At 50.3% G+C, this 22919-nt stretch carries 24 protein-coding genes; 21 read left to right on the forward strand and 3 right to left on the reverse strand.

The genetic code is table 11. The features are described from left to right. The first annotated feature begins 2 nt into the window (after nt 1–2). The 10 genes from DEALDRAFT_RS12580 to DEALDRAFT_RS12625 all read left to right on the forward strand — a co-directional run bounded on the left by DEALDRAFT_RS12580 (nt 3) and on the right by DEALDRAFT_RS12625 (nt 7540). Entirely contained in the window at nt 3–686 is a 684-nt protein-coding gene (locus DEALDRAFT_RS12580) for a 2-oxoacid:acceptor oxidoreductase family protein (RefSeq protein WP_008518071.1), read from the forward strand. Beyond that, the gene (locus DEALDRAFT_RS12585) at nt 686–958 is read left to right on the forward strand and encodes a 4Fe-4S dicluster domain-containing protein (RefSeq protein ID WP_008518073.1); all 273 of its coding nucleotides are present in this window, start codon (nt 686–688) and stop codon (nt 956–958) included. Before DEALDRAFT_RS12580 ends, DEALDRAFT_RS12585 begins: the two co-directional genes overlap by 1 nt. Before the next feature lie 131 nt (nt 959–1089). Continuing rightward, a complete protein-coding gene (locus DEALDRAFT_RS12590) occupies nt 1090–1488 on the forward strand; it encodes a NusG domain II-containing protein (RefSeq protein ID WP_040379074.1) in 399 nt (132 codons plus the stop codon). After that, nucleotides 1489–1986: a DUF523 domain-containing protein gene (locus DEALDRAFT_RS12595; RefSeq protein ID WP_008518077.1), complete on the forward strand. Its 498-nt coding sequence runs from the start codon at nt 1489–1491 to the stop codon at nt 1984–1986. 59 nt (nt 1987–2045) lie between these two features. Further along, nucleotides 2046–3503: an IMP dehydrogenase gene (gene guaB / locus DEALDRAFT_RS12600; protein WP_040379076.1), complete on the forward strand. Its 1458-nt coding sequence runs from the start codon at nt 2046–2048 to the stop codon at nt 3501–3503. Between the two features lie 91 nt (nt 3504–3594). Beyond that, a complete protein-coding gene (locus DEALDRAFT_RS12605; protein ID WP_008518081.1) occupies nt 3595–3777 on the forward strand; it encodes a sigma factor G inhibitor Gin in 183 nt (60 codons plus the stop codon). A gap of 108 nt (nt 3778–3885) precedes the next feature. After that, nucleotides 3886–5307: an aminotransferase class I/II-fold pyridoxal phosphate-dependent enzyme gene (locus DEALDRAFT_RS12610; protein ID WP_143753457.1), complete on the forward strand. Its 1422-nt coding sequence runs from the start codon at nt 3886–3888 to the stop codon at nt 5305–5307. Further along, nucleotides 5304–5933, forward strand: coding sequence for a dTMP kinase (gene tmk, locus DEALDRAFT_RS12615; RefSeq protein WP_008518084.1), 630 nt, complete (start codon nt 5304–5306; stop codon nt 5931–5933). The genes DEALDRAFT_RS12610 and tmk overlap by 4 nt, the downstream gene beginning before the upstream one ends. A gap of 40 nt (nt 5934–5973) precedes the next feature. After that, nucleotides 5974–6858 (forward strand): DNA polymerase III subunit, encoded by an 885-nt coding sequence (locus tag DEALDRAFT_RS16185; RefSeq protein ID WP_008518087.1) that lies wholly within the window; start codon nt 5974–5976, stop codon nt 6856–6858. Next, nucleotides 6830–7540, forward strand: coding sequence for a PSP1 domain-containing protein (locus DEALDRAFT_RS12625; RefSeq protein WP_008518089.1), 711 nt, complete (start codon nt 6830–6832; stop codon nt 7538–7540). Before DEALDRAFT_RS16185 ends, DEALDRAFT_RS12625 begins: the two co-directional genes overlap by 29 nt. Nucleotides 7541–7547: 7 nt before the next feature. Here DEALDRAFT_RS12625 and DEALDRAFT_RS12630 read toward each other — a convergent pair whose 3' ends face one another. Then, nucleotides 7548–8780 (reverse strand): Mur ligase family protein, encoded by a 1233-nt coding sequence (locus DEALDRAFT_RS12630; RefSeq protein ID WP_008518091.1) that lies wholly within the window; start codon nt 8778–8780, stop codon nt 7548–7550. Nucleotides 8781–8875: 95 nt separating this feature from the next. On the opposite strand from DEALDRAFT_RS12630, the gene rsmI reads away from it, so the two are divergent. Continuing rightward, a complete protein-coding gene (gene rsmI, locus DEALDRAFT_RS12635) occupies nt 8876–9700 on the forward strand; it encodes a 16S rRNA (cytidine(1402)-2'-O)-methyltransferase (RefSeq protein WP_008518093.1) in 825 nt (274 codons plus the stop codon). A gap of 16 nt (nt 9701–9716) precedes the next feature. On the opposite strand, the gene DEALDRAFT_RS12640 is transcribed toward rsmI, so the two are convergent. Next, on the reverse strand, nt 9717–9971 hold the full coding sequence (locus DEALDRAFT_RS12640; protein WP_008518095.1) for an AbrB/MazE/SpoVT family DNA-binding domain-containing protein: 255 nt from the start codon (nt 9969–9971) through the stop codon (nt 9717–9719). Between the two features lie 207 nt (nt 9972–10178). Between DEALDRAFT_RS12640 and metG the strand changes: the two genes are divergently transcribed. The 6 genes from metG (at nt 10179) to DEALDRAFT_RS12670 (ending at nt 16833) form a co-directional block, all read left to right on the forward strand. After that, on the forward strand, nt 10179–12137 hold the full coding sequence (gene metG, locus DEALDRAFT_RS12645; protein ID WP_008518097.1) for a methionine--tRNA ligase: 1959 nt from the start codon (nt 10179–10181) through the stop codon (nt 12135–12137). Nucleotides 12138–12139: 2 nt separating this feature from the next. Further along, nucleotides 12140–12913, forward strand: a complete 774-nt coding sequence (locus tag DEALDRAFT_RS12650) for a TatD family hydrolase (protein WP_008518099.1) — start codon at nt 12140–12142, stop codon at nt 12911–12913. 115 nt (nt 12914–13028) lie between these two features. Continuing rightward, nucleotides 13029–14015, forward strand: coding sequence for a septal ring lytic transglycosylase RlpA family protein (locus tag DEALDRAFT_RS17445; RefSeq protein WP_161598031.1), 987 nt, complete (start codon nt 13029–13031; stop codon nt 14013–14015). A gap of 299 nt (nt 14016–14314) precedes the next feature. Continuing rightward, nucleotides 14315–15397: a 3D domain-containing protein gene (locus DEALDRAFT_RS16195; RefSeq protein ID WP_008518102.1), complete on the forward strand. Its 1083-nt coding sequence runs from the start codon at nt 14315–14317 to the stop codon at nt 15395–15397. Between the two features lie 74 nt (nt 15398–15471). Continuing rightward, the gene (gene rsmA / locus DEALDRAFT_RS12665) at nt 15472–16332 is read left to right on the forward strand and encodes a 16S rRNA (adenine(1518)-N(6)/adenine(1519)-N(6))-dimethyltransferase RsmA (RefSeq protein WP_050780825.1); all 861 of its coding nucleotides are present in this window, start codon (nt 15472–15474) and stop codon (nt 16330–16332) included. 24 nt (nt 16333–16356) lie between these two features. Next, on the forward strand, nt 16357–16833 hold the full coding sequence (locus DEALDRAFT_RS12670; RefSeq protein WP_008518105.1) for a ribonuclease H-like YkuK family protein: 477 nt from the start codon (nt 16357–16359) through the stop codon (nt 16831–16833). Between the two features lie 39 nt (nt 16834–16872). Here DEALDRAFT_RS12670 and DEALDRAFT_RS12675 read toward each other — a convergent pair whose 3' ends face one another. Then, nucleotides 16873–17682 carry a glycosyltransferase family 2 protein gene (locus DEALDRAFT_RS12675; RefSeq protein ID WP_008518107.1) on the reverse strand — a complete coding sequence of 270 codons (810 nt, stop codon included), beginning with the start codon at nt 17680–17682 and terminating at the stop codon, nt 16873–16875. A gap of 135 nt (nt 17683–17817) precedes the next feature. On the opposite strand from DEALDRAFT_RS12675, the gene yabG reads away from it, so the two are divergent. From yabG to DEALDRAFT_RS17275, 4 genes are all read left to right on the forward strand, one after another. Next, entirely contained in the window at nt 17818–18669 is an 852-nt protein-coding gene (yabG, locus tag DEALDRAFT_RS12680; protein WP_008518108.1) for a sporulation peptidase YabG, read from the forward strand. A gap of 354 nt (nt 18670–19023) precedes the next feature. Continuing rightward, nucleotides 19024–19299: a Veg family protein gene (locus DEALDRAFT_RS12685; RefSeq protein ID WP_008518109.1), complete on the forward strand. Its 276-nt coding sequence runs from the start codon at nt 19024–19026 to the stop codon at nt 19297–19299. Nucleotides 19300–19577: 278 nt separating this feature from the next. Continuing rightward, nucleotides 19578–21230 carry a DUF3794 and LysM peptidoglycan-binding domain-containing protein gene (locus DEALDRAFT_RS12690; protein WP_008518111.1) on the forward strand — a complete coding sequence of 551 codons (1653 nt, stop codon included), beginning with the start codon at nt 19578–19580 and terminating at the stop codon, nt 21228–21230. A 112-nt stretch (nt 21231–21342) separates the two neighbouring features. Continuing rightward, the gene (locus DEALDRAFT_RS17275; RefSeq protein WP_008518114.1) at nt 21343–22887 is read left to right on the forward strand and encodes a LysM peptidoglycan-binding domain-containing protein; all 1545 of its coding nucleotides are present in this window, start codon (nt 21343–21345) and stop codon (nt 22885–22887) included. Nucleotides 22888–22919 lie beyond the last annotated feature (32 nt).

Raw genomic sequence — 22919 nt, forward strand, 5'->3', positions numbered from 1 at the left:
CGATGGCCAGACTGGTAAAAATCGCAATTGCAGGTGAAGGCGGCCAGGGCGTACAGGCTATTGGCGACATCCTGGCGGAAGCGGGTAATGAGGAAGGCAAGGAAGCATTATATATTCCCAACTTTGGTATTGAACAGCGCGGCGGGGTTTCCGTGGCCTTTGTGCAGATTTCTGAAGAGCAAATCGGCTCACCTAAGTTTAAGCACGGTGATATTGTAATTGCTCTCAGTGAGCGGGCCGTGGCCAGGACCATGCAGTACGTGACCAAAGATACTCTGTTTGTGTATGACAGTTCTTTGATTGCACCTCCTGAGGTGGATGATGAGGCGGTGGGTGTGCAGACCTACGATACCGTAGCTCCCGAGGCTATGGCCGACTCCGGCAGTGAGCAGCCTAAGTCGGGTCAGGTGGAACTGCCCCAACATGCCAAACAGGTAGTGGGTATTCCGGCCACCGATATTGCCCAACAGGAGCTCCATCCCCGGGTTTTCAATATGATTATTCTGGGAGCCACAGTGCGGGCTGCCGGTACAGATGTGGTGGACATTGAAACCATTAAGAAAGCGCTGGAATCAAAGCTGGGCAAAAAGTTCGAAGATAATCCCAAGCTGCGCGAGCTAAATTACAATGCGCTGCAAAAGGGCATTGAGCTTGTGGAAAAAGCGCTGCAGGAGGAGGGGAAGTAATGGCTGAGAAAAAATTCCGAAACCTGCGCTACGAGGGCCCCAAAGGCATGTTTAACGTTTCGCCCGACCTGTGCAAAGGCTGCGGCCTTTGTAAGGAAAAGTGTCCCACCGATGTGCTGGACTGGGCAAAAGAGTTGGGCGTGTACGGCACTCCCATTATGGGGCCTGCTCGCCTGGAGCAGTGTATTGCCTGTGGCATCTGTGAGATGGTCTGCCCCGATGCGGCCATTCTCATTGAGAAGTTTGACAAGAAAAAGGCAGCTAATAAGTAATAGTTTGTTTTCTGTGCGGCCGGGCTTTGTGCCCGGCCGCTTTGCCATTATTTAAAACAATGGACCCCTTTTATGCAGGTACGTTATATGGTACAATATTGGTTATACTCTTAACGAAAGAAGTGTAGCCAGTGACCTGGAAAAAAGGGGATTTGGTTGTTGTTGTGGTGGTTTTGCTGGTAGCATTTGGGCTTATTGGCCTGCAGGCTATGCCTGCAGCTTCGGGTAACCGTTTTTTGCGAGTGGAGCTGGACGGCGAAATACTTGATGAAATTCCCATCAACGAAGACGGTGATGACACTATTATTGTCGAGTTTCCCGCCGGTGAGGCGGAGGTGGAAATTGTGGCAGGCCGGGTTCGGGTGCTGCCCATGCCTAATGATATCTGTCCGTTGGGCATCTGTTCGTCTGTTGGTTGGGTGGAGCGCTCCGGCGATGCCATTGTCTGTTTACCAAATCGTCTGATTCTGACGGTGGTGGGCGGAGAAGCCAATGAGCTATGGGATTCCCTTGACGGAGTAACAAAGTAGATGAAGCATGATAAAGAATGGATTTTGGTCAGCGCTTGCCTTTTGGGGGTTAACGCCAAGTATAATGCCGGTAACAACCGCAACGCCGCTGTGCTGGCTCTAAGCGGGGAGTTAAATTTGCTCCCTGTCTGCCCTGAGCAGTTGGGAGGTTTGCCCACGCCGCGGCCTGCGGCGGAAATCAGTGGCGGAGCGGGTGAGCAGGTTCTGCAGGGCAGAGCCCGGGTGTGTACCGCCGCCGGCCAGGACAGGTCCGAAGCTTTTTTGCGCGGTGCCCGGGAAACGCTATCATTAGCTGAGCTCTATGGCGTACGGGCGGCAATATTTAAGGCTCGCAGCCCATCTTGTGGTTGCGGCAGGGTTTATGACGGTTCGTTTGCTGGAACCCTGCAGCCAGGAGACGGAGTTACGACGGCGTTGCTGAAGCAAAAGGGAATTTCTGTCTTTACCGAAGAAGAGGTGTTCAGGCTGCAAGAATGGAAGCAAATTAAGGACAGTTGACACCTGTCCTGATTTTTGTTACGATTAAGCAAATTTTACAAGAAAAGGGGACGATTAAGATGTTTCCGGAAAAATTCAGGAAAGAGGGCATAACCTTTGACGATGTTTTGCTCATACCGTCAAAGTCCCAAGTTCTCCCCTCGGATGTGGATGTTACCACTCAGTTAACTAAAAATATCCGGTTAAACATACCTTTAATGAGTGCGGGTATGGATACCGTAACCGAAAGCCGTATGGCCATCGCCATGGCCCGGGAAGGCGGCGTTGGTGTAATTCATAAAAACATGTCGGTGGAGTTTCAGGCTGCGGAAGTGGACAAGGTTAAACGCTCCGAGCATGGGGTAATCACCAATCCTTTTCATCTGTCCCCTGAGCACCAGATCCATGATGCGGCGGCGCTTATGGAGCGATACCGTATTTCCGGTGTGCCTATTACGGTAGAGGGTAAGCTGGTGGGCATTATCACCAACCGTGACTTGCGGTTTGAAACAAATTATGATCGCCTGATTAAAGATGTGATGACCAAGGACAGGCTGGTGGTGGCGCCGGTGGGAACCACGCTGCAGCAGGCTCAGGAGATTCTGCAGCAGCACAAGGTGGAAAAGCTGCCCATTGTGGATGATGATTTCATGCTCAAAGGCCTGATTACCATTAAAGATATTGAAAAGGCCATTCAGTACCCCCGGTCGGCCAAGGATGCCAATGGCCGGTTGCTGGCAGCAGCTTCGGTGGGAGTATCCCATGATACCATGGAGCGGACAAAGGCGCTGGTTGAGGCCGGTGTGGATGTGCTGGTAATTGACACCGCTCATGGCCATTCCGCCGGAGTTTTAAAAACCGTAAACACCATAAAGAATACATATCCTGAGGTTAACGTGGTGGCAGGCAACGTGGCCACCGGTAGCGGAACCAAGGATTTGATTGAGGCCGGTGCCGATGCGGTTAAAGTGGGTGTGGGTCCCGGTTCCATCTGCACTACCCGTGTGGTGGCCGGCATCGGGGTGCCGCAGATTACTGCTATTTACGATGCAGCTAATGCAGCGGCAGCCTACGGAGTTCCCATTGTGGCCGACGGCGGCATTAAATTCTCCGGTGACATTACCAAAGCCATCGGAGCCGGCGCCGATGTGATTATGGTGGGCAGTCTGTTTGCCGGTGCCGAGGAAAGCCCCGGGGAAATCGAAATTTTCCAGGGTAGAAGCTATAAAGTCTATCGCGGTATGGGTTCCCTGTCTGCCATGAAAGACGGCAGTAAAGACCGCTATTTCCAGGAAAACGAGCAGAAGTTGGTGCCGGAAGGAATTGAAGGCCGTGTTCCTTATCGCGGCACCATCGGCGATACCGTTTATCAGTTGATTGGCGGCCTGCGGGCAGGCATGGGCTACTGCGGCGTTAAAAATGTTGAAGAATTAAAAACCAAAACTGAATTTATGCGCATCACCAGCGCCAGCCTGCGGGAAAACCATCCCCATGATGTGCATATTACCAAGGAAGCTCCCAATTACAGCTTATCCTGATTTCTTTTCTCCTTTTGAGAGGTTCATGCATAAAATATCAGCAGAAGTGAAATAATAAATGTTCGAACCTTGGTAAAAGGAGCGAAGCGGCATGAAACCTGAAATTTGTCTGTTTTGCACAAAAGAAACAGCAGAAGGCCTGCATATTTTCCAGGCCGTTATTTGCCGAGAGTGTGAAGGAACCCTTATACGCACCGACACCACGCACCCGCGTTACCCTGAATACGTGGAGAAGCTAAAGCGGATATGGCCCGCCTGTGAAGCGGGATATTGACAAGTGCTAAAAAACGCCGGGCTGAGCCCGGCGTTTTTGTTGCCTTTTTGGCGGGATTTTTTGTTAAAGACAGGTAATTGCTGTTTTTTGTGGAAGAATAACAACGTTATGGAGCAAAATCAACTGCCGCTCTGGCAAGCACTACAAAAGCATACGGCAAAGAAGCAGGCCTGGCTGCACGTACCGGGCCATGGCGGAGGTCCGGGCCTGCCTCCGGAAGTCCGGGAAAGGCTGGGCTCTGTTGCCCGCTACGACCTGACCGAGCTTTCCGGCCTGGATGATCTGTTTGCCCCACGGGAGGCGATATTTCAGGCGCAGCAGCTGGCTGCGGAACTGTGGCAGGCAGAAGAGTCGTTCTTTCTGGTAAACGGCAGCAGTGCCGGTGTACAGGCCATGCTAATGGCCACCTGTGGTCGCGGGGACATTGTTTTGGTGCCGCGAAACGCTCATGGTTCTTTTTATCATGGATTAATCCTCTGTGGCGCAACACCCCGTTTCCTGCCGGTGGCAGAGTATAAAAGCGTGCCCCTGAACATCACGGCAGATGCCCTGCAACAAGGCTTTGCCAACTATCCTGAAGCAAAAGCAGTTTTTCTCACCAGTCCCAACTATTACGGCGTGTGTGCCGATATGGCCGGGATTTATGAGGTAGTCAGGCAGCATAATGCACTGCTGCTTTTGGATGAGGCGCATGGAGCCCATCTTGGCTTTCACTCCGGATTTCCCCAAAACAGGGGCCACCTGGCGGACTTGCGGGTGCAAAGCTGGCATAAAACACTGGGTGCGCTTACGCCGGGAGCAGTGCTGCACCGGCATGGAAACGGTATAGATCAGGAGAGGCTGCGCTCCTCTTTGCAGATGGTACAGACCAGCAGTCCTCCATATCCGCTGCTTTTATCGCTGGATGCGGCAAGAAAGCAGATGGCCTTATACGGCCAACAGGTAGCGGGTGAAATGCTGGCTCAGGCCCAGAAGCTGCGCCGGCAGCTGGCAGATAGCCTGCCGCTTTTGACGCCAGGTGATGTGGAAGGCCTGGGATTTTCCCTGGACCTTACGCGCCTTACTGTGCTCACAGGGGAGATGGGTTGCTGTGGCAGGCAAGCAGCAGCTCTGTTGGCAGGTATGGGCATAGATGTGGAGTTTGGGCAGCCCGGGCACCTGTTGGCAATAATGGGCCCCGGCTTCTGCCCACCGGAAAATGTGGAGCTGGCAGAACAAATTATTGCCACCCTGGACAAGTGCACTCCCGGAAAAAAGGTACCGCCTCTGCCCGAGCCGCAGCAGGCCATGGCACCCGGCGAAGCCTTTTTTGCACCGGCATGTTTTTTGACTGCCGCTGAGGCGGTGGGGTATATTTCGGCGGGAACGGTGGTTAGCTACCCCCCCGGGGTGCCGCTGTTGGCACCGGGGGAAGTGGTGACACCGGATGTGGCCTCATATATCAAGGATGCCTGTGCCGCAGGAATAAGCTTTCGTGGACTGGACAACGCAGGCCGGCTCAGGCTTGTTAAACAAGAGGTGGGACGATGAAAAAAGGATTTTTTATAACCCTGGAGGGGCCCGACGGCGCCGGGAAAACAACACAGTTGACCCGTCTGGCCGACGCTGCCCGGCAAATGGGAATCCAGGTGGTATGTACCCGGGAACCGGGGGGGACACCGGTGGGAGATGCTGTCCGCAGGATTTTACTTGACACTGCCTATAGCGAAATGGTTCCCCTGACGGAAGTATTTCTTTATGCTGCAGCGCGGGCTCAGCTTTTTCACCAGGTGATTGGCCCGGCCCTCAAGCAGGGTCAGTTGGTCTTGTGCGACCGCTTTATTGACTCCACACTGGCCTATCAGTCCTATGGCGGTGAAATGGATTTCTCTTTTGTGCTGGAAACAAATCTGCAGGCGGTGAGCCACCGGTTGCCCGACTTAACTTTTGTGCTGGACATTGATCCCTCGGTGGGGGTAGAGCGGCGGGGGTCAGGGACCGCCGATCGGGTGGAGCAAAAAGCACTTTCTTTTCACCACCGGGTCCGGGACGGTTTTTTGTCCCTGGCGGATAAGTTTCCGGAGCGAATTAAGGTGGTAAAGGGCACCCAAAGCGAGGATGAGGTGTTTGCAGTAATATGGAATCAGGTGGCTCCTCTTTTGGAGAAGCTGCGTTAGTGTTAATTTTTGTGGTATAATAACATTTATGAGGTTATCTATGAAGTGGGACGAAGTTTCAGGAAGTGAAAAAATTACCCGTGTATTACAGGCAGCGGTACAAGCGGACCGCATTGCCCATGCCTATTTATTTTGCGGTGCCGACGAGGCGGCGATAAAGAAGCTGGCTGCAGTTTTTGCCGCGTCGCTTCTGTGTGAGACAAAGGAGCCCTGCGGCATTTGTGCCCATTGCAAAAAGGCAGCTAACCGTTCACACCCGGATCTGCACTGGGTTGACCCTGAAGGTAAATCATTGAAGATTGAGCAGGTGCGCTCTCTGAAGCGAAAGGCTTATCTTCTGCCCCATGAAGCCAGGTATCAGGTTTTTATTCTCACCGATGCCGGGCAGCTTACCACCGAGGGTGCCAACAGTCTGTTGAAGGTGTTGGAAGAGCCGCCCCCTGCCTCCGTCTTTATCCTGCTGGCAAAAAATCCCGCCATGCTGCTGCCCACCGTGGTATCACGCTGTCAGGTATTTTCTTTGCAGGGTGGCGGCGAGCAAAGCATCCCAGCTTTGAACCACCAGGCCGTAGAACTGCTTGAGGTTTTAAAAAATAACGGTGGCATAAATGATCTGCTGGACCGCTTGGCGGAAAATGAGGAGTTAACGGATTTTTGTGATACACTGCTGCTTACTTTGCGTGATTTACTGATTTTACAGACAACTGGCCAGCAAAGCCTGCTTACCCAGGGCCGGGATGAAGGGTTGCTGCAACCGTTTTTATCTGTGTGGCCTGCCGAAGATATCCGGGAAGCGCTGGCAGTCCTGTTAAAACTGCAGAAGGATTTACAAAGCCCGGTCAATGTGCGGTTGGCACTGGAAGGCGCATTGCGCAGGCTAAAGGAGGTTTTTGGAAATGCAGACCGTTGTGGGTATCCGCTTTAAGAAAGCGGGAAAAATTTATTACTTTGATCCCGGTGATAACGACGTGACGCCGGGCAAGTTTGCCATTGTAGAAACATCCCGCGGGATGGAGTTTGGTGAGGTGGTGGTGGCACCTAAGCAAGTCCCCGACGATGAAGTGATACCGCCGCTGAAGAAAGTAGTTCGCATCGCTTCAGACGAAGATTGCCAGAAAATCCTGGAAAACAGGCAAAAAGAAGAAGAGGCCTTTGCTATGGGGCTGGAAAAAATCCAGGAGCATGGCCTCGATATGAAGCTGGTTGATGTGGAATACACATTTGACCGCTCCAAGGTTATTTTTTATTTTACGGCGGACGGCCGGGTGGATTTCCGCGAGCTGGTCAAAGACTTGGCTGCGGTCTTTAGAACCCGCATTGAGCTGCGGCAAATCGGTGTTCGTGACGAAGCGAAAATGATTGGTGGGTTGGGGCCATGCGGCCGCGTTCTTTGCTGTCATACCTTTTTGGGTGAATTTGAACCGGTGTCAATTCGGATGGCCAAGGACCAGAACCTTTCCCTTAACCCCACAAAGATTTCAGGAGTGTGCGGACGCCTGATGTGCTGCCTGCGTTACGAATCCGACACCTATGAGCAAAACCGGGCTGCGGCAAAAGCGGAGGAAAATAAGCCCGCTGGGGATGAGCCCGCCGATTCCAAGGAATAACTGTATATTAGGTAGGGTTACCGGCAAGGGGCTGCAGATTGGAATGGGTCCTTATGCCGCCAAGCCCGGACGGCACCAGGGTGAGGCTGGTCCGGTTTTCACCAATGGACTGCAGGATAATTTCCCTGGCCCGGTCTAAGACCGGCCCTCCCAATAATAAAATCAGATCTTCTTCACAGGCGTGGGAGAGGATACTTTCCACCGCATCGGGAAGATCGGGAAAATAGGCTGCCTCCGTTTTGCTCTCTTTTAACTCTGTGAGAAATGTTTTTTCTTCACTGACCCGGACCTGATATTTGTGTTTGGTATGGTACATACTGCGGGTTACAATAAGTTGAGAGCCGGGCGATTGCTGCAGCCAGTGGGCCAGCTCCCTGGCATTGCAACGATTGATGGTCTGACCGCCTTTTCCGTAAATGCCGTGCAGAACAAGGGTGCGCCGTTTCCCCAAGAGCTTTGCCCCGGCCAAGGCGGCCCTGATGGCCGCCGGGTTACGTGCTCCATCGTCTAATACCAAAGCTTTGTCAACAGATATGATTTCCATATTACGGCGAATGCCGGGAAAGCGGCCCAGCGCCCGGGCTATGGACTCCAGATCCACATCCAGCAGCAAGGCCAGCGTTGCCGCCAGCAGGGCATTATAAATATTCTGCTCGCCCAGCATGGGTAGGTGCACCTTGGTCGTCTGGGGGGAAATAACCCGGTTTGAAAAGGTAGGTATGTCAGTGTTTACAGATAATTCAAAGACCGATGAAAAATTTTTGGTACGGATATTTTTGGCCACAATCATGGCATTAGGGTAATGGAGGGCAAAGGTGATGGTGTCCAATCCACCGTCGCCGGCTAAGGTTAAGGACCGCGGGTCGTCGGCATTTAGCACCGCTTTTGCGCTTGGGGGCAGTTGGTTAAAAAATTCCGATTTAAGTTCATGGTAGCGCTCCTGAGTACCGCAGGCGGGTAAATGGTCCACCGTCAGATTGGTGAGTGCGGCACATTGAAAGATTTCGCCTTTGACCTGCCGCTGTCGCAGAGCTTCCACCGGCACCTCCGCCAGTAAGGGCCGGCTGCCTGTTGTGTTATTTTTCACAAGCTTAGTGAATGATGCCGGTCCTTTCCAGCTCTCCAGCATAGCAGGTTTATTACCGCACTGCTCCAGAATGGAGTTAAGCATCAGAATGGTGCTGGTTTTTCCGCTACTTCCCGTAACGCCAATGAGAGGACGTGCAAAAGTATTATTCATATGAAAGCTCCTTTTGTTGGGCGATATGGAATCGGCTATAGTGTTTGTGAACCGTTGCATCTTTATGTATTAGGCTAGGTTTGGAGTGAGTGTAGATGAGTCTGGGCACCTTATATATTTGCCCCACACCGCTGGGGAATCTGGATGACATTACGCTGCGGGTTTTGCAGGTACTGCGTTCTGTGGATAAAATTGCCGCCGAGGATACGCGCCATACCAGAAAGCTCCTCAGTCATTTTGAAATCCGTGCAGTTCTCACCAGCTACCACGAGCATAATAAGCAAAAAAAAACACCGGTTTTAATTGACTGGCTGCTCTCCGGCCTGGATATAGCACTGGTCAGCGATGCGGGAACGCCGGGAATCGCCGACCCCGGTGAGGAGTTGGTAAAAGAAGCGATAGCGCATGAAATACCCATTGTGCCATTGCCGGGCCCCGTTGCTGTTATTACCGCCCTGGTAGCTTCAGGTTTGCCTGCTTCGCCTTGTACGTTTTATGGTTTCTTGCCTGTGCGGGGAAGCAAAAGAAAAGAGACGCTGGACAAAATCGCACGTGAAGATAAGACGGTTATCTTTTACGAAGCTCCTCATCGGCTGGTAAAAACGCTGCAGGCTTTAGAAGAGCGGCAGCCCGGACGACCGGCGGTGGTGGCCCGGGAATTAACCAAACTGCATGAGGAATTTAAGCGCGGCTCACTGGAGGAAATTCTGGCATACTATCGGGAGAATTCGCCGCGTGGAGAATGTACCGTACTGCTGGCACCGGCAGAGCCTGAAGTATTACAAACAGAAGATCCCCTGGAGTTGCTGGAGAAATTAATGTCCGCCGGCCTTAATAAAAAGGAAGCTATGCGTCAGGTCAGCCAGACACTGGATATTTCCCGCAATGAGCTCTACAGCTTAATATTACAAAAAAAATAAGGGCAGCTAGCTGCCCTTATTCCTTTTCTTCTCCGGCCATTTCTTTTACGCAGTCTTCGCAGACAATCCGGCCCTTGTGGTGCTTAACATGGTCGGCATTGCCGCAAAACAAACATGCCGGCTCATATTTTTTGAGGATGATTTTTTCACTGTCCACATATATCTCCAGTGAATCTTTAATATCAATCCCTAAAGTCCTTCTTAATTCAATGGGAATAACTACACGGCCCAATTCATCTACTTTACGTACAATCCCCGTTGATTTCAACAACAATTCCCCCTGTTCAACATAGTTCGACATGATTTCGACATTGCCATTATACCAGCAATTCCCATAATAAACAAGTATTATTTTATTAAATTCCTGAAATTTACTAGCTTTTCCGTGGAGGGACGGTACACTTGCCCAGAGTACCCTATCTTTGGTATAATATACAGACGTTATAGAACCCCTTGGATATAAAGAGGAGAGATAGATATGCAAAAAAAATCGTTTTATATTACTACTCCCATCTACTACCCCAGTGACAAGCTACATATCGGCCATTCTTATACAACGGTTGCAGCTGATGCCATGGCCCGTTTTAAAAGGCTGACGGGGCACCAGGCTTATTTTCTCACCGGTACAGATGAACACGGCCAGAAAATCGAGCGACGGGCACAGGAAGCGGGTAAAGAGCCGCAGGAGTTTGTGGATGAAATAGTAGATTGGATTAAAAAGCTGTGGACAGTGCTGGATATCTCCTACGATGATTTTATCCGCACCACCGAACAGCGGCATAAAGATTCGGTTCAGAAAATTTTTACTAAGTTTTACGAACAGGGTGATATTTACAAGTCCAAATATGAAGGATGGTACTGCACTCCCTGTGAAGCTTTTTGGACAGAGCGTCAGGTGGAGGAAGGAAACTGCCCCGACTGTAAGCGGCCGGTGGAATTGGTGGCCGAGGAAAGCTACTTCTTTAAGATGTCCAAATATGCTGATCGTCTCATTGAACATATTGAGAACAATCCGGAATTCATTCAGCCTGCATCCCGAAAAAACGAGATGATTAATAATTTCCTAAAGCCGGGCCTGGAGGATTTATGTGTTTCCCGCACCACCTTTAAGTGGGGGATTCCCGTTCCTTTTGACCCCGATCATGTTATTTATGTCTGGCTTGACGCTTTAAGCAACTACATCACCGCTTTAGGCTACCTCTCAGAAGATGACAGCAAAATGAAAGCTTTCTGGCCCGCCGATGTGCAGCTAATCGGCAAGGAAATTGTGCGCTTCCATACCATTTACTGGCCAATTTTTCTCATGGCTCTCGGTTTGGAGCTACCTAAACAGGTTTTTGGCCATGGTTGGCTGCTTCTGGAAGAGGGCAAAATGTCCAAGTCCAAAGGAAACGTCATTGATCCCGAAGTGTTGGTGGAGCGCTATGGTTCTGATGCCATCCGCTATTTTCTCTTGCGGGAAATTCCTTTTGGAGCCGACGGCCATTTCAGCGAAGAGGCCTTGATTCAGCGGCTTAATTTTGACCTGGCCAACGACCTGGGCAACTTGCTCAACCGGACACTGGCCATGCTGAATAAATATTACCAAGGTAAAGTCCCCACACCCTCCTTGGATGAAGCCATTGATGAGGAACTAAAAAGCATGGCGCTGGATTTGCCGCAGAAAATGACGGAGCGCATGGACCAACTGCTGTTTTCCAATGCTCTCTCGGAGCTGTGGAAATTTATTGCCCGCGCCAATAAATACATTGACGAGACGGCACCGTGGACGCTGGCCAAAGAAGGTAACCAACAGCGTCTGGCCACGGTAATGTACAACTTACTGGAAAGTATTCGCATTGTTTCCGTGTTACTGTTACCTTTCATGCCCCGGACACCGGAGCGTATTTGGCAGCAGTTGGGGATTGCCCATGAAGGCAAGATCCATACCTGGGACAGCATACAAGAGTTCGGTGCGCTGCCCGCCGGTGCCCAGACTAAAGCGGCGGAGGTTTTGTTCCCCCGCCTGGAATTAACTGCAGAGGGAGGCGGTCCGGTACGTCAGGCTACCAAAAAGGATAAGCCTGCCCCGGCCCCCAAGGAGGATAAAAAGAAAATGGCAGAAAAAGATGGTTTAATCACCATTGACGATTTTGCCCGGGTTGATCTGCGCATAGCAGAGGTAAAAACCGCAGAGAAAGTGGAAGGCGCTGATAAGCTATTGAAACTCACCGTCAGCCTGGGTGAACAAGAGCGCCAGGTGGTGGCTGGTATTGCCCAGCATTACGGACCGGAAACCCTAACCGGCAAACAGGTTCTTTTTGTAGCTAACTTAAAGCCTGTTAAATTACGGGGAATTCGCTCCGAAGGGATGCTTCTGGCCGCCTCAGACAGCGAAGGCAAGCTGGTGCTTGTGGGCCCGCAGGACTCCATTGCCGCCGGGAGCAAAGTTAAGTAGGCATGCTTATTGACACCCATGCCCATCTAAACGATAAACGATTCAGTGATGATTTGCCCTCAGTGTTAGAGCGGGCCAAAGCGGCGGGAGTGGAAATCATCATTAATGTGGGGTATGATTTGGCGTCTTCCGAAAATTCCTTGAAGTTTTCGGACAGATTCCCGCAGATGTATGCAGCGGTCGGCATTCATCCCCACGAAGCGGCACAAACACCTAAGGGCAGTTTAGAAGGATTAAGGAGGTTGGCCGTAGAAAATAAAGTGGTAGCCCTGGGAGAAATGGGCTTGGATTACTACTACGACCACTCCCCCCGGCCGGTTCAGCAGGAAATGTTTCGCCGGCAGATCAGGCTGGCTCTGGAATTGGACTTGCCGGTGATTGTCCATGACCGGGATGCTCACCATGATGTTTTAACCATCCTGCGTGAGGAAGGGGCCGTTAAGGGGGTAATGCACTGCTTCTCCGGTGATGTAGCCTTTGCCCGGCAGTGTCTGGACCTGGGGTTTTATCTGTCGCTGGCGGGGCCGGTGACCTTTAAAAATGCCAAAGATTTGGCGGCGGTGGCCCGGGAAGTTCCGCTGGAGCGGCTGTTGTTGGAGACGGATGCGCCTTATCTGGCACCGGTTCCCTACCGGGGCAAGCGCAATGAACCGGCTCATGTGGCGGTGGTGGCGCAAAAGGTGGCAGAAATCCGGGAAACTGATGTGGCTTCAATAGCCAGGCAAACCACGGAAAATGCCAAACGCCTTTTTAATTTACCAAAATTAGGAGAATAGTCATAATTACAGAAAAAAGAGCTATAAATATACACTAGGCACAAATATCTTAAGAAAGTGAGTGATGTGCATGACCCTTCCCGGCTTGTGTTCCAGATTTTCAGGCACACGGACCGTGGGAAAGGGAATCGTACTTGTCTTCCTGCTGGTCGCGTTATTCCTGGTGGTTTATCCCCAGGTTACCGTAAAAAATGTAACGTTGGTTGTGGACGGGGAAGCGGAAGTTATTGCTACCCGTGCCGGAAATGTGGGTGAGGTTCTGGAAGAGCAAGGACTTTATGTCCGAGGTAACGATATCCTTGAGCCCCAAGAAGAAACATCTTTGGTAAACGAGATGGAAATCATCCTGCAAAGAGCAGTGCCTGTCTTTGTAGAGGTTGATGGAGAAACCCGTCTGGTGTATTCTGCAGCAGACAACGTGGAAAGTCTCCTTGGCGAGGTAAATGTCTCGGTAGAGGAAGAAGACCGGGTGGAACCAGGCTTGAGCGCCGGTTTTACCCACGGAGATAAAATTGCCATTACCCGGGTCCACAGAAAACTGGTCACCGAAGAGAAATCCGTCCCCTATGAAACAGAGCAGAAAAATGATTCCAGCCTGGCTCAGGGCCGCCGCAATGTAGAAGTGGACGGTAAGCCCGGCACACTGATTAAAACCTATGAGGTTATCGTGGCCGATGGCGAGGAAGAGAAGCGGGTTCTGGTAGATGAAGAGCTGGCAGAGGAGCCGGTCAACCGCGTGGTCCGGATTGGTACCAAAGTGGAAAGACCTGAGCCCGTTATTACCGCCAGTGCCAGAAGCGGCCGGGTAGGAGAGGTGATTGAAGGAGAGGCAACCTGGTATGGCCCCGGTTTCCATGGAAACCGTACCGCCAATGGTGAAATCTTTGATCAAAACGCCCTGACCGCGGCATTTCCCTCCCATTCCATGATGGGTCGCAACCTGCGGGTCACCAACACCCGTAACGGTCGTAGCGTTGTGGTGAGGGTAAATGACTTCGGCCCCAGTACCGGTGCCATCATAGACCTATCCAAAGCAGCGGCGGAGGCCATCGGTATGGTCAGCGCCGGCCGCGCCAACGTAAAAGTGGAAGTTCTGGAATAGAAACCAAAAACCGAAACAGGCTAATCACGCCGCAGTCCAAACGGACTGCGGCTTTTTTTATGCCCGAAAGTGGGACAAGGGGACAGGTCAACTGTCCCAAAATGGAAATATATAACACGAGACTATTCTTTGTTGGCTGGAAAAGTGGGACAAGGAACCTGTCCCCTTGTCCCAAGGGGTATAGGTCAAGAAAATTATGGAAATAATATGTGCGGGGAAGTTTAATTCTAAAAAAGCGGCTAATTTGACAAAACTTCGGGGATTTGGGTAAAATAAAGAAGCCGCGGGGAGGAATAAAGATGGAGCAAGTTTCCTTGCGTGCCCGGACAGGTGCTGAATCACCTATTTCAGCACGATATGCTCCGGTGGTTTTTCTGTTTGTTTCCGCAGTATTAGTGTTGTTGGTCATTAACATTGCCAGTCATGATGTTGAGTTGGTTGTGGACGGAGAAAGCAAGGCCATTTCCACCTTCAGTCACAATGTGGCTGAATTGCTGGAGGAAACAGGTGTGGTGGTGGGAGAGGCAGATTTCCTCTCTCCCGGGCTTGAGCAAAACTTACAGCAGGGCATGGTCATTGAACTGAGACGTGCTTTTACCGTGCCGGTGCTGGCAGACGGAGCCGAGTATGAGCACCAGGTGGCCGATGCAACGGTGGCCCAGGTGCTGGCTGCGCTGGAAATAGAATTGACGGAGATGGACCGGGTAGAACCTGCCGGTGATCATTTGCTGGTCCCGGGAGACTCTGTTCGCGTGGTACGTGTTGAGCGAAAGTTGGTTACGGAGCAAACCGAACTTCCTTACCGGGAAATTCGCCGCTCCAACCCAGAGCTGGACCGAGGTGAGACCCGGGTATTGTCGCAGGGACAGGCCGGTCTCAGGGAGGATACGGTGGAGATAGTTTCAGAAGACGGAGAGGAAGTTTCGGTGAAGGTTATGCAGTCTGAGATGGTTCAGCCCAGAGAAGACCGTGTGGTGGAGTATGGCGACAATACGGTACTTGCCCGGGGGGGGCGCTCAGTCAGCTTTGACCGTGTATTTCAGATGGAGGCCACCGCTTACTGCAGTGGAACGGCAGGAACGGGCTGCCCCATTGATGCAAATGGGCGGAGCCAATGCACGGGAAGTAATAACAACGGGATTACAGCTTCGGGTCAAAAAGCGGTGGCGGGTACCGGCAGTGAGAACAATCCCCATCTGGTGGCGGTGGATACCAATCTTATTCCTTTGGGCAGCCGGCTGTACATCGATGGATACGGGTATGCCGTTGCCGCCGATACCGGAGGTGCCATCGTGGGTAACAAAATCGACCTGTTGTTTGGTACCCATCAGGAAGCGCTGCAATTTGGCCGCAGAAACCTTCGTGTTTATTTGCTGCCTTAAGCCGGGGGTTCCCGGCTTTTTTCCCGGCAGGGAAGACTAAACCGATGCAAGGTAATTTAAAGGGGATTTTGCCAGTGAGTAAATTGTCAAGTCCGGGTCATGTCTCCCGGTTGCTGGAGCAGCATGGTGTTAAGTTGAAAAAAAAATGGGGCCAGAATTTTCTGGTTGATGAAAACATCCTTAAAAAAATAATATCTGCAGCAGATGTGCAAAAGAGTGACAGAATACTGGAGATTGGGCCCGGGATAGGATCCCTGACACAAAAGCTGGCGGAAAATGCGTCCCGGGTGCTTACTGTGGAAATCGACACCCGCTTAATTCCGGTGCTAAGAGAAACATTGGCTGAATATGATAATGTTGAAATCATTCACGGAGATGCCATGGATTTTGATCCGGCTCCGGTTTGTGAGGAAGGCCCGGTTAAGCTGGTGGCCAATCTGCCCTATAACGTAGCCACTCCTCTTTTATACCGGTGGCTTAAAGATTCCAGGAACTGTTTTTCGCGCCTTGTTTGTATGGTGCAAAAAGAAGTGGCGGAGCGCATTGTGGCCAAACCCGGCAGTAAAGCTTACGGGACACTTTCTGTTATCTGCAATTATGCAGCCCGTTGTGAAATTGCTTTTGATGTGCCAAGAACAGTTTTTTTTCCCAGGCCCGATGTTTCCTCGGCGGTGGTTCAGTTGATTCCCTACCACGTCCCTGCTGAGGATGTGGCTGATGATGCCTTTTTCTTTAAAGTGGTGGAGGCGGTATTTGCGCAGCGCAGAAAAACCCTGTTAAATACTCTTAATGCGGCATTTCCTTTAACTAAGGAACAGCTTACTGCCGTTTGTTCCGCTGTGGAAATTGATTTATCCCGCCGGGGGGAAACGCTTACTTTGCAGGAGTTTGCAAAATTATCGAGGGTGCTCTATAATAAAGTCGGCGGCCTCTGATACGTCAGAAAGGTGCAGATCTAAATGAACTTTCAAAGCCCGTCCCGGGGTGAACTTACACTGGATCAAGCCTATGCGGATATAACAGCTTATATGGATGCAAACCCTAAGGAACAGTATAAGCTGATTATCGGTACCGACTCACAGCCAAACTATCGTGAGGATGTTTGTTTTGTAACGGCTATCATTATTCACCGCGTAGGTAAAGGCGCCCGCTATTTTTTTCGGCGCCAGAGACAGCGTTATATGGAGAGTCTGCGGCAGCGCATTTATTATGAAACTTTTTTGAGTTTGGAAGTGGCCACACTGGTCACAGCCAAGCTGGCAGAAAACGGCCATTCCAGACTAAACATTGAAATTCATCTGGACGTGGGTGAGAAGGGTGACACTAAAGAACTGATTCGGGAAGTGGTTGGCATGGTGATTGGCAGCGGCTTCCAGGCCTGCATTAAACCGGATTCTTACGGCGCCACCAAGGTAGCCGACAAGTACACAAAATAAGAAAGATGCGCTTGGTAAAACGCCGTTGGGCGTTTTTTTTTAGCACATCAACCTGCCGGCCAGGAACTGATGCAATAGGTCAAATCGTCTTTGCTGATGATAGCCAAGGTATGTTTTCCCTTCATATGTTCGGCTGCGACTGATGTTCTTTGCAATGCAGGCGGCCTCCAGGCAGTCTCCGGCAATGGTATCCACAATTAAGTGGGTGTGGGTACCGTTTTTTATTTGTGAGCCCAGACAGGCATGGGGGATTCTACCGGCGATGTTGATCTGCAATTTATGCAGTACCGCATAAGCCAGTAATGTGGGCGGTATGCAAAAATCTTCCCAGGGAACCAGGCGAAGAAGTCTGCGGGACACCATGTGGGGGCCATGTGACGGTGATGCTATGTTAATTTTGTGCTCTATTTTTAGTGTTTGATTAAGGTATCTGCGATAAAAAAACATCGGTTCATTTAGGAGATTGGGAATGGGCTTGAGTGGGTAGCAGTCCATCAGGGCCAGGTCCAGTTGTTTTTTCACGGAGTTGTTGATGAACAGGGAAAGATCTTTTGTGATGTCTCCCACCAGATCACCGTCCACAAAAATGGTATAGGTAGCGCCGCCGCAATAGGATAGCTTTGCCCCTACCGCTCTGGGCACATCAATCCCCAAGGGCTCAGTAAATGTAACAACGGTGATTTTCTGCCGGTTTTGCCGGTAAAGTTCATCAACCTCATGACGGGTAGCAGTATTTGAACCGTTAAGAATAACATAGATTATTTTGATGTCATCAATCCTCAGCAGCCGCCTTAACACACAGCCTATGCGCTGCTCTTCATTTAATGCCGGTACCACAGCTGTTAGCATATGTATCCCTCCTGCTTCAGTATATTGCATCAATTATAAAAAGGGTCTGGAGCGCACAAAAAATTAGCCCGGCACATACTCTATAGCATGGAACTACCGTGTTCCTGATACTTCAATAAACAGGTAGGTGAACATATGTTTAGAGTAGGAGATGTGGTGGGGCGCAAATCCTATGGGATGGATATCCTTTTTAAAATTGTCCAGATCGATATGCGTAAAAAAACCGCCACATTAAAAGGGCTGGATATGCGCCTGCTGGCAGACGCTCCTTTGGATGACCTGGTCTCTCCCGATTCCGGGGATTTACAGGAATACAAATCTCGCTCAGAGAAGGCGCAAAAAGATTGTATTAGTAAAATTTATAAAAGGAGAAGCCTGGAGCGGGAGCGGTTGCGGGGAAAGAGCGGACGTTCCCCCGATGAGTTTTTTGAACTCCCCGGGAAAATACTGCATTTGGATGGAGATGAAGACTATCTTCACGAGTGTTTACGGGCATACCGAGCGCTACAGCTGGATGCGGCGGGTTATTATTTTCCAGAAAAAGAACAGCCCGAAAAAATCTGGGGACTCTTGCATGAGCACAGGCCCGATATCCTGATTCTCACAGGGCATGATGCCTTCAAAAAAAACAAAAAGGATTTTACCGATTTAAAAAGCTATTCCAATTCCCGCTACTTTGTGGAGGCCACGCGTAAGGCCAGGCAATATGAACCGGCAAAAGATGATCTGATAATTTTTGCCGGCGCCTGTCAGTCCCATTACGAGGCCATTCTGGCGGCCGGTGCCAATTTTGCCAGTGCTCCGCAGCGTGTTTTGATCCATGCCATGGACCCGGTTTTCATTACTGAAAAGGTGGCCTTTACCTCCATAAATGAATCGGTTAATATTTATGAAGTTATCAAAAACACTATCACCGGCCTGGATGGAATTGGTGGCGTAGAGACCAAGGGAAAATTCCGCCTGGGTTTGCCAAAATCTCCCTATTAAAATAAGCCGAGCCAGATATTTTTTTGTTGCATCGCAGCGGATATTAGAGAAATCCATGGGCACACTGTTAAGGTGAGGAGTTTTGGAAAAAAGGAGTTATTGCTCTTGTGCTAAAGAAAACTGCCACTGTCTGCGTGCAAACCGCCGGTATTGATGGTTGACTAAGATTATCTATGCTGGTATAATAAAAATTTCATAATTTGACAAAAAGCGCAGAACATGCTATACTTTTAGAGTAGAAAATTACATGTCTGTAGCTTGCACAAGAGATAGCAGAACTTGGCACAATGCGCGCGTTAAGGGAACCGAATAAGCGTGCTTTTCTTGTAAAGTAAACCTTATCTGGGGTGATAAATGTTGGCAGCCACCAATGCGCTTTTACAAATCAGGCGCAGCCTGGAAACTCACGTGGGACAGCAAATACGCTTGCGAGCCCACCGGGGTCGCCGGAAAACGCTGGAAAAAGTTGGTGTACTTGAGAATACCTATCCCTCTATCTTTGTGGTAAGAATTGATGAGCCCAACTATAATCAGCGACTTTCCTTTTCCTATGCAGACGTTTTAACGGAAACTGTCGAGCTGACACTGATGCAAAAAGCACGGGAAAGTAAGACGAAAAATCTGGCATAATTTTGAAACGAAGAGAAAGCACAGCTTACAAAGCTGTGCTTTCTCTTTTTTTGCTGCCAGTGTTATAGTTTCACAGTTTTGCGAAGCTTAAAATAAGCAAAAAAAGACATATTTGCTGCTGCGAGAAAATAGATATGTTAAAGATATGCATGCCTTGGTCACATTTTCCGCGGTAATCTCATATTATTTAACGGGCGATGCCACGGGAAAGGGGGCGTGGGATACATTTTTCCGTTTTTTGCATATAGTGTAGTAAATTAGATGAAAGGAGGCCGAACATGGGTAAAGATGATCATGTTGTTGCGCTGGAATGTATCAGCGAACTGTTGAAGGTGGAGCAGGTCGTTGGTGAAAACGCCTCACAGACCTCTGTCATCAGAGATGTAACCCTGCCGGACAGAGTTCGTAAAATCACCGAAGTAGACGCCACCCTTCGCAATGTCCGGGGCCGTGTAATTGAAAATAAGGTGGTAGTGGAAGGTATCGTCCATAAGCAAATTTTCTATGTGGATGATGATACCGGCCAGTTGAAGGAGTTTACGGTACCGGAAGAAAGATTTGTACATTTTGTGGATGTGCCCGGTGCAATGCCCGGCATGAATGTGCAGGTACATGGAAGAATTGAGTTTGTTGGCCATGACTTTATCAAGGAAATAGTGGATAACAAGAAAAAAGGCAGGGCCGACGAGGGTTCGGCAAGTGAGGAGACCGGAGCACAGGAAGTTGACGCCAACTGGGGTAAGCCGGGTTTCCCAAGCAAGCCTGAAAAGCCCGACAGGGTAGAATCTCTGTTTAGGCAGACAGTGGTTCTGGAATTGTTTGCCAAGGTCACTGAGACCATGCAGCTCAATGTTGTTGTGGATGCAGTTGGCATTCCGGAAGACCGGGTAATGACCGAACTACTCAAGGTGGATAGTGTAATAGGTGAGGGCGCAGCGCAGGCAAAAGTGCGGGCCGACATCGATTTTGACCGTCCGGCGCGCAAGATTCAACGGATAGATTCAGAGGTCAGAAATGTCACAGCCCGGGTCATTGAAAACAAAGTGGTTGTGGAAGGTGTGCTCCACAAACAGATTTTCTTTGTGGGTGCCGATGATGATGTAGTGTATGAAGTTTCCGTTGATGAGCCGTTTACCCACTTTGTGGATATTCCCGGAGCTTTTCCCGGCGCCAATGTGCAGGTCTTCCCCAGGGTGGAATTTGTCAATGTTGTAATTGACAACTATGATCCTACCATGGGAGTTCAGACCGCCATCATCGACATATTCGTCAAAGTGACGGAAACGGTTCAGGTGGATGTAGTTACCGATATCAGAGATGTGCCGGTAACAAAAGAATTGCTGAAGGTTTCCCAGGTTATAGGCGAAGGCGCACGTCAGGAAACTATTGTGGCCAATCTTCAGGCGCCTGCTCCGGCCAGAAAGATTGCCGGTCCGCCGGACACCCGTTTTGAAAACGTGGAAGCGCGAGTCATAGAGAACAAAGTTATTGTCGAGGGCGATCTGGTCAAACAAATCTTTTTTGTCCGGGATGGGGAAGTTCCTGAAGTTTTGGAGTTCGAGGTAACTGAACGCTTCACTGTATTTGTGGATATCCCCGGGGCCATGCCCGGCCATGTGGTGCAGGTTTATCCCCGTGTGGAATTCACCGATTTTGAAATCGATCCCCAGGATCGCACACAAATCCGTCAGACTTCAGTGATTGAAGTATTTGTTAAGGTAACGGAGTTTGTCCAGCTGGAAGTTGTAACAGACTGTGAAGTGGCTCCCGTTCCTTCAGTGACCATTTATGTGGTTCAGCCCGGCGACACACTCTTTAAGATCGCCAAAAAATTCAGTGTTACAGTTGATGAAATTCTGGCGGCAAACCCGGACATCACCGATCCTAACGTGATTTTCCCGGGTCAGAAGATCTTTATTCCAAGAAAATAACCAGGAAAATGTAGCATCGCTGATGCTACATTTTTTTTGTGCCTGTCCCCCATCATTGGACAGTAAACTTTTCCTTGCTTTCCACATACGATAAAACGGGGAGGCGTGAAAAATGGGAAATGAAAAGTTTGAACACATCAGTCGTGTTCTGCCGTTAATATTGGCGGCGGGAGAAACAGAGTTGGATTTTTCGTTATTGTGGTCTTTGCCCGGAAATGTTAGTGAGTATAATGAGCCGGAACTGACAGTTATGGATGTGGAGGCCCAGGCGCTTGAAAATCAGATCTGTATACGTTTTTCCATTAATCAGGAAACCTACTACGTGGACGAGAAAACAGGCCTGGTGGAGAAAGCATCCACCACCCATCAGCAAACCCGTCTTTTGCCTGTGGACAACATAAAGCCGGGCGATCTGGTTCAAGTTGATGTGGCAGCAGACCTGCGGGGAAACTGGCAAGCGGTACGCAGCAAGGACGGTACATCATTTAAAGGAGACTGCCGTTTGTCAGTGGGCTATACCGTACAGGAGCAGCAGGAGGTAATGTTTTATAAGCCCGCGCAGCTGGATGGCGAGATTCTGGCAGAGTCGTTGAGCGTTGAGTCCATCCACAGCCGGTTTGCGCGAACCATCGATTTGGCAATTCCGGCAGAGTTTACAGAAGCACCCGCCAGTTTGGCAAAAATTGAAGCAGAACTGGTTAATGTTAAAGCAACCAGTCTCTTTGCCTGGGTTAAAGTGGAGGGGGAAGTGGTAGCTCAGTTACCTTACCTAAACAATGAGGGCCAGCCCTGTGAGGAGATGGTTGTCTATCCTGTAAAACAATATCTGGAGGTGCCTGAAGCGCGGCCGGATATGGAGGTTGCGCCCGGTGGCAGGGTGGAGATATTTACCTGCCAGCATGAAGACGGGGAAAAAGCAGGGACACTGCGCGGTTTGCTGCATATCCAGGGACGTTTGTCACGGCTTGAACCCCTTAATGTTGCTCTGCAGGCTCGCAGTCATCAGTCTTTTTACCATGGCCATAAACCTCACCAGTACCCCCATGATAAACCTTTCTGGTTAGAGCAGGTGGTGGGCACCGGTTCTTCGCAGACTTTGATTCAGCGGGAAATTATTTTTGTCAGGCGGGCCAGAAAAGTACGGGAGCCGGTGGATGCCAGAGTCCGAAACCTGCGCCATGAAATTATCCCCAACAAAGTCATCGTCCGGGGCGTACTGCATAAGCAGATAATGGCTGTGGATGCAGAAACCAGTGTGGTATTTTCCCAGGATGTCCGTGAGGATTTTGTTCATTTTGTAGACGTACCCGGTGCCTCTCCGGGCATGCGAGCCCACGTGGACGCCAGGGTAGAGTTTGTAAAAGTAGATATTCATCCGGGGGGAGAGACTGCCCGCCAGGTAACCATCATCGAGATTCGGGTCAAGGTGACCCGTCCGGTGAAAAAGGATGTGGTGGTAAGCCCCATAAGCCCGCCGCACAAGCCTGTCAAGCCTCCGGCAAAGCCTGAGAAAAGAGTTTATACAGTTCGCTCCGGCGACTCGGTCTGGAAGATTGCCAATATGTTTGGTGTTTCCATGGAGTCCATCATCAGAGCCAACAATCTGCAAAACCCCGATCTGATCTTTCCCGGCCAGCAATTGATTATCCCCCGCTAATGGCAGATTTGACCATCTGTGCGAATTTAGGA

It is taken from the genome of Dethiobacter alkaliphilus AHT 1, from assembly GCF_000174415.1.
Classification (GTDB): domain Bacteria; phylum Bacillota; class Dethiobacteria; order Dethiobacterales; family Dethiobacteraceae; genus Dethiobacter; species Dethiobacter alkaliphilus.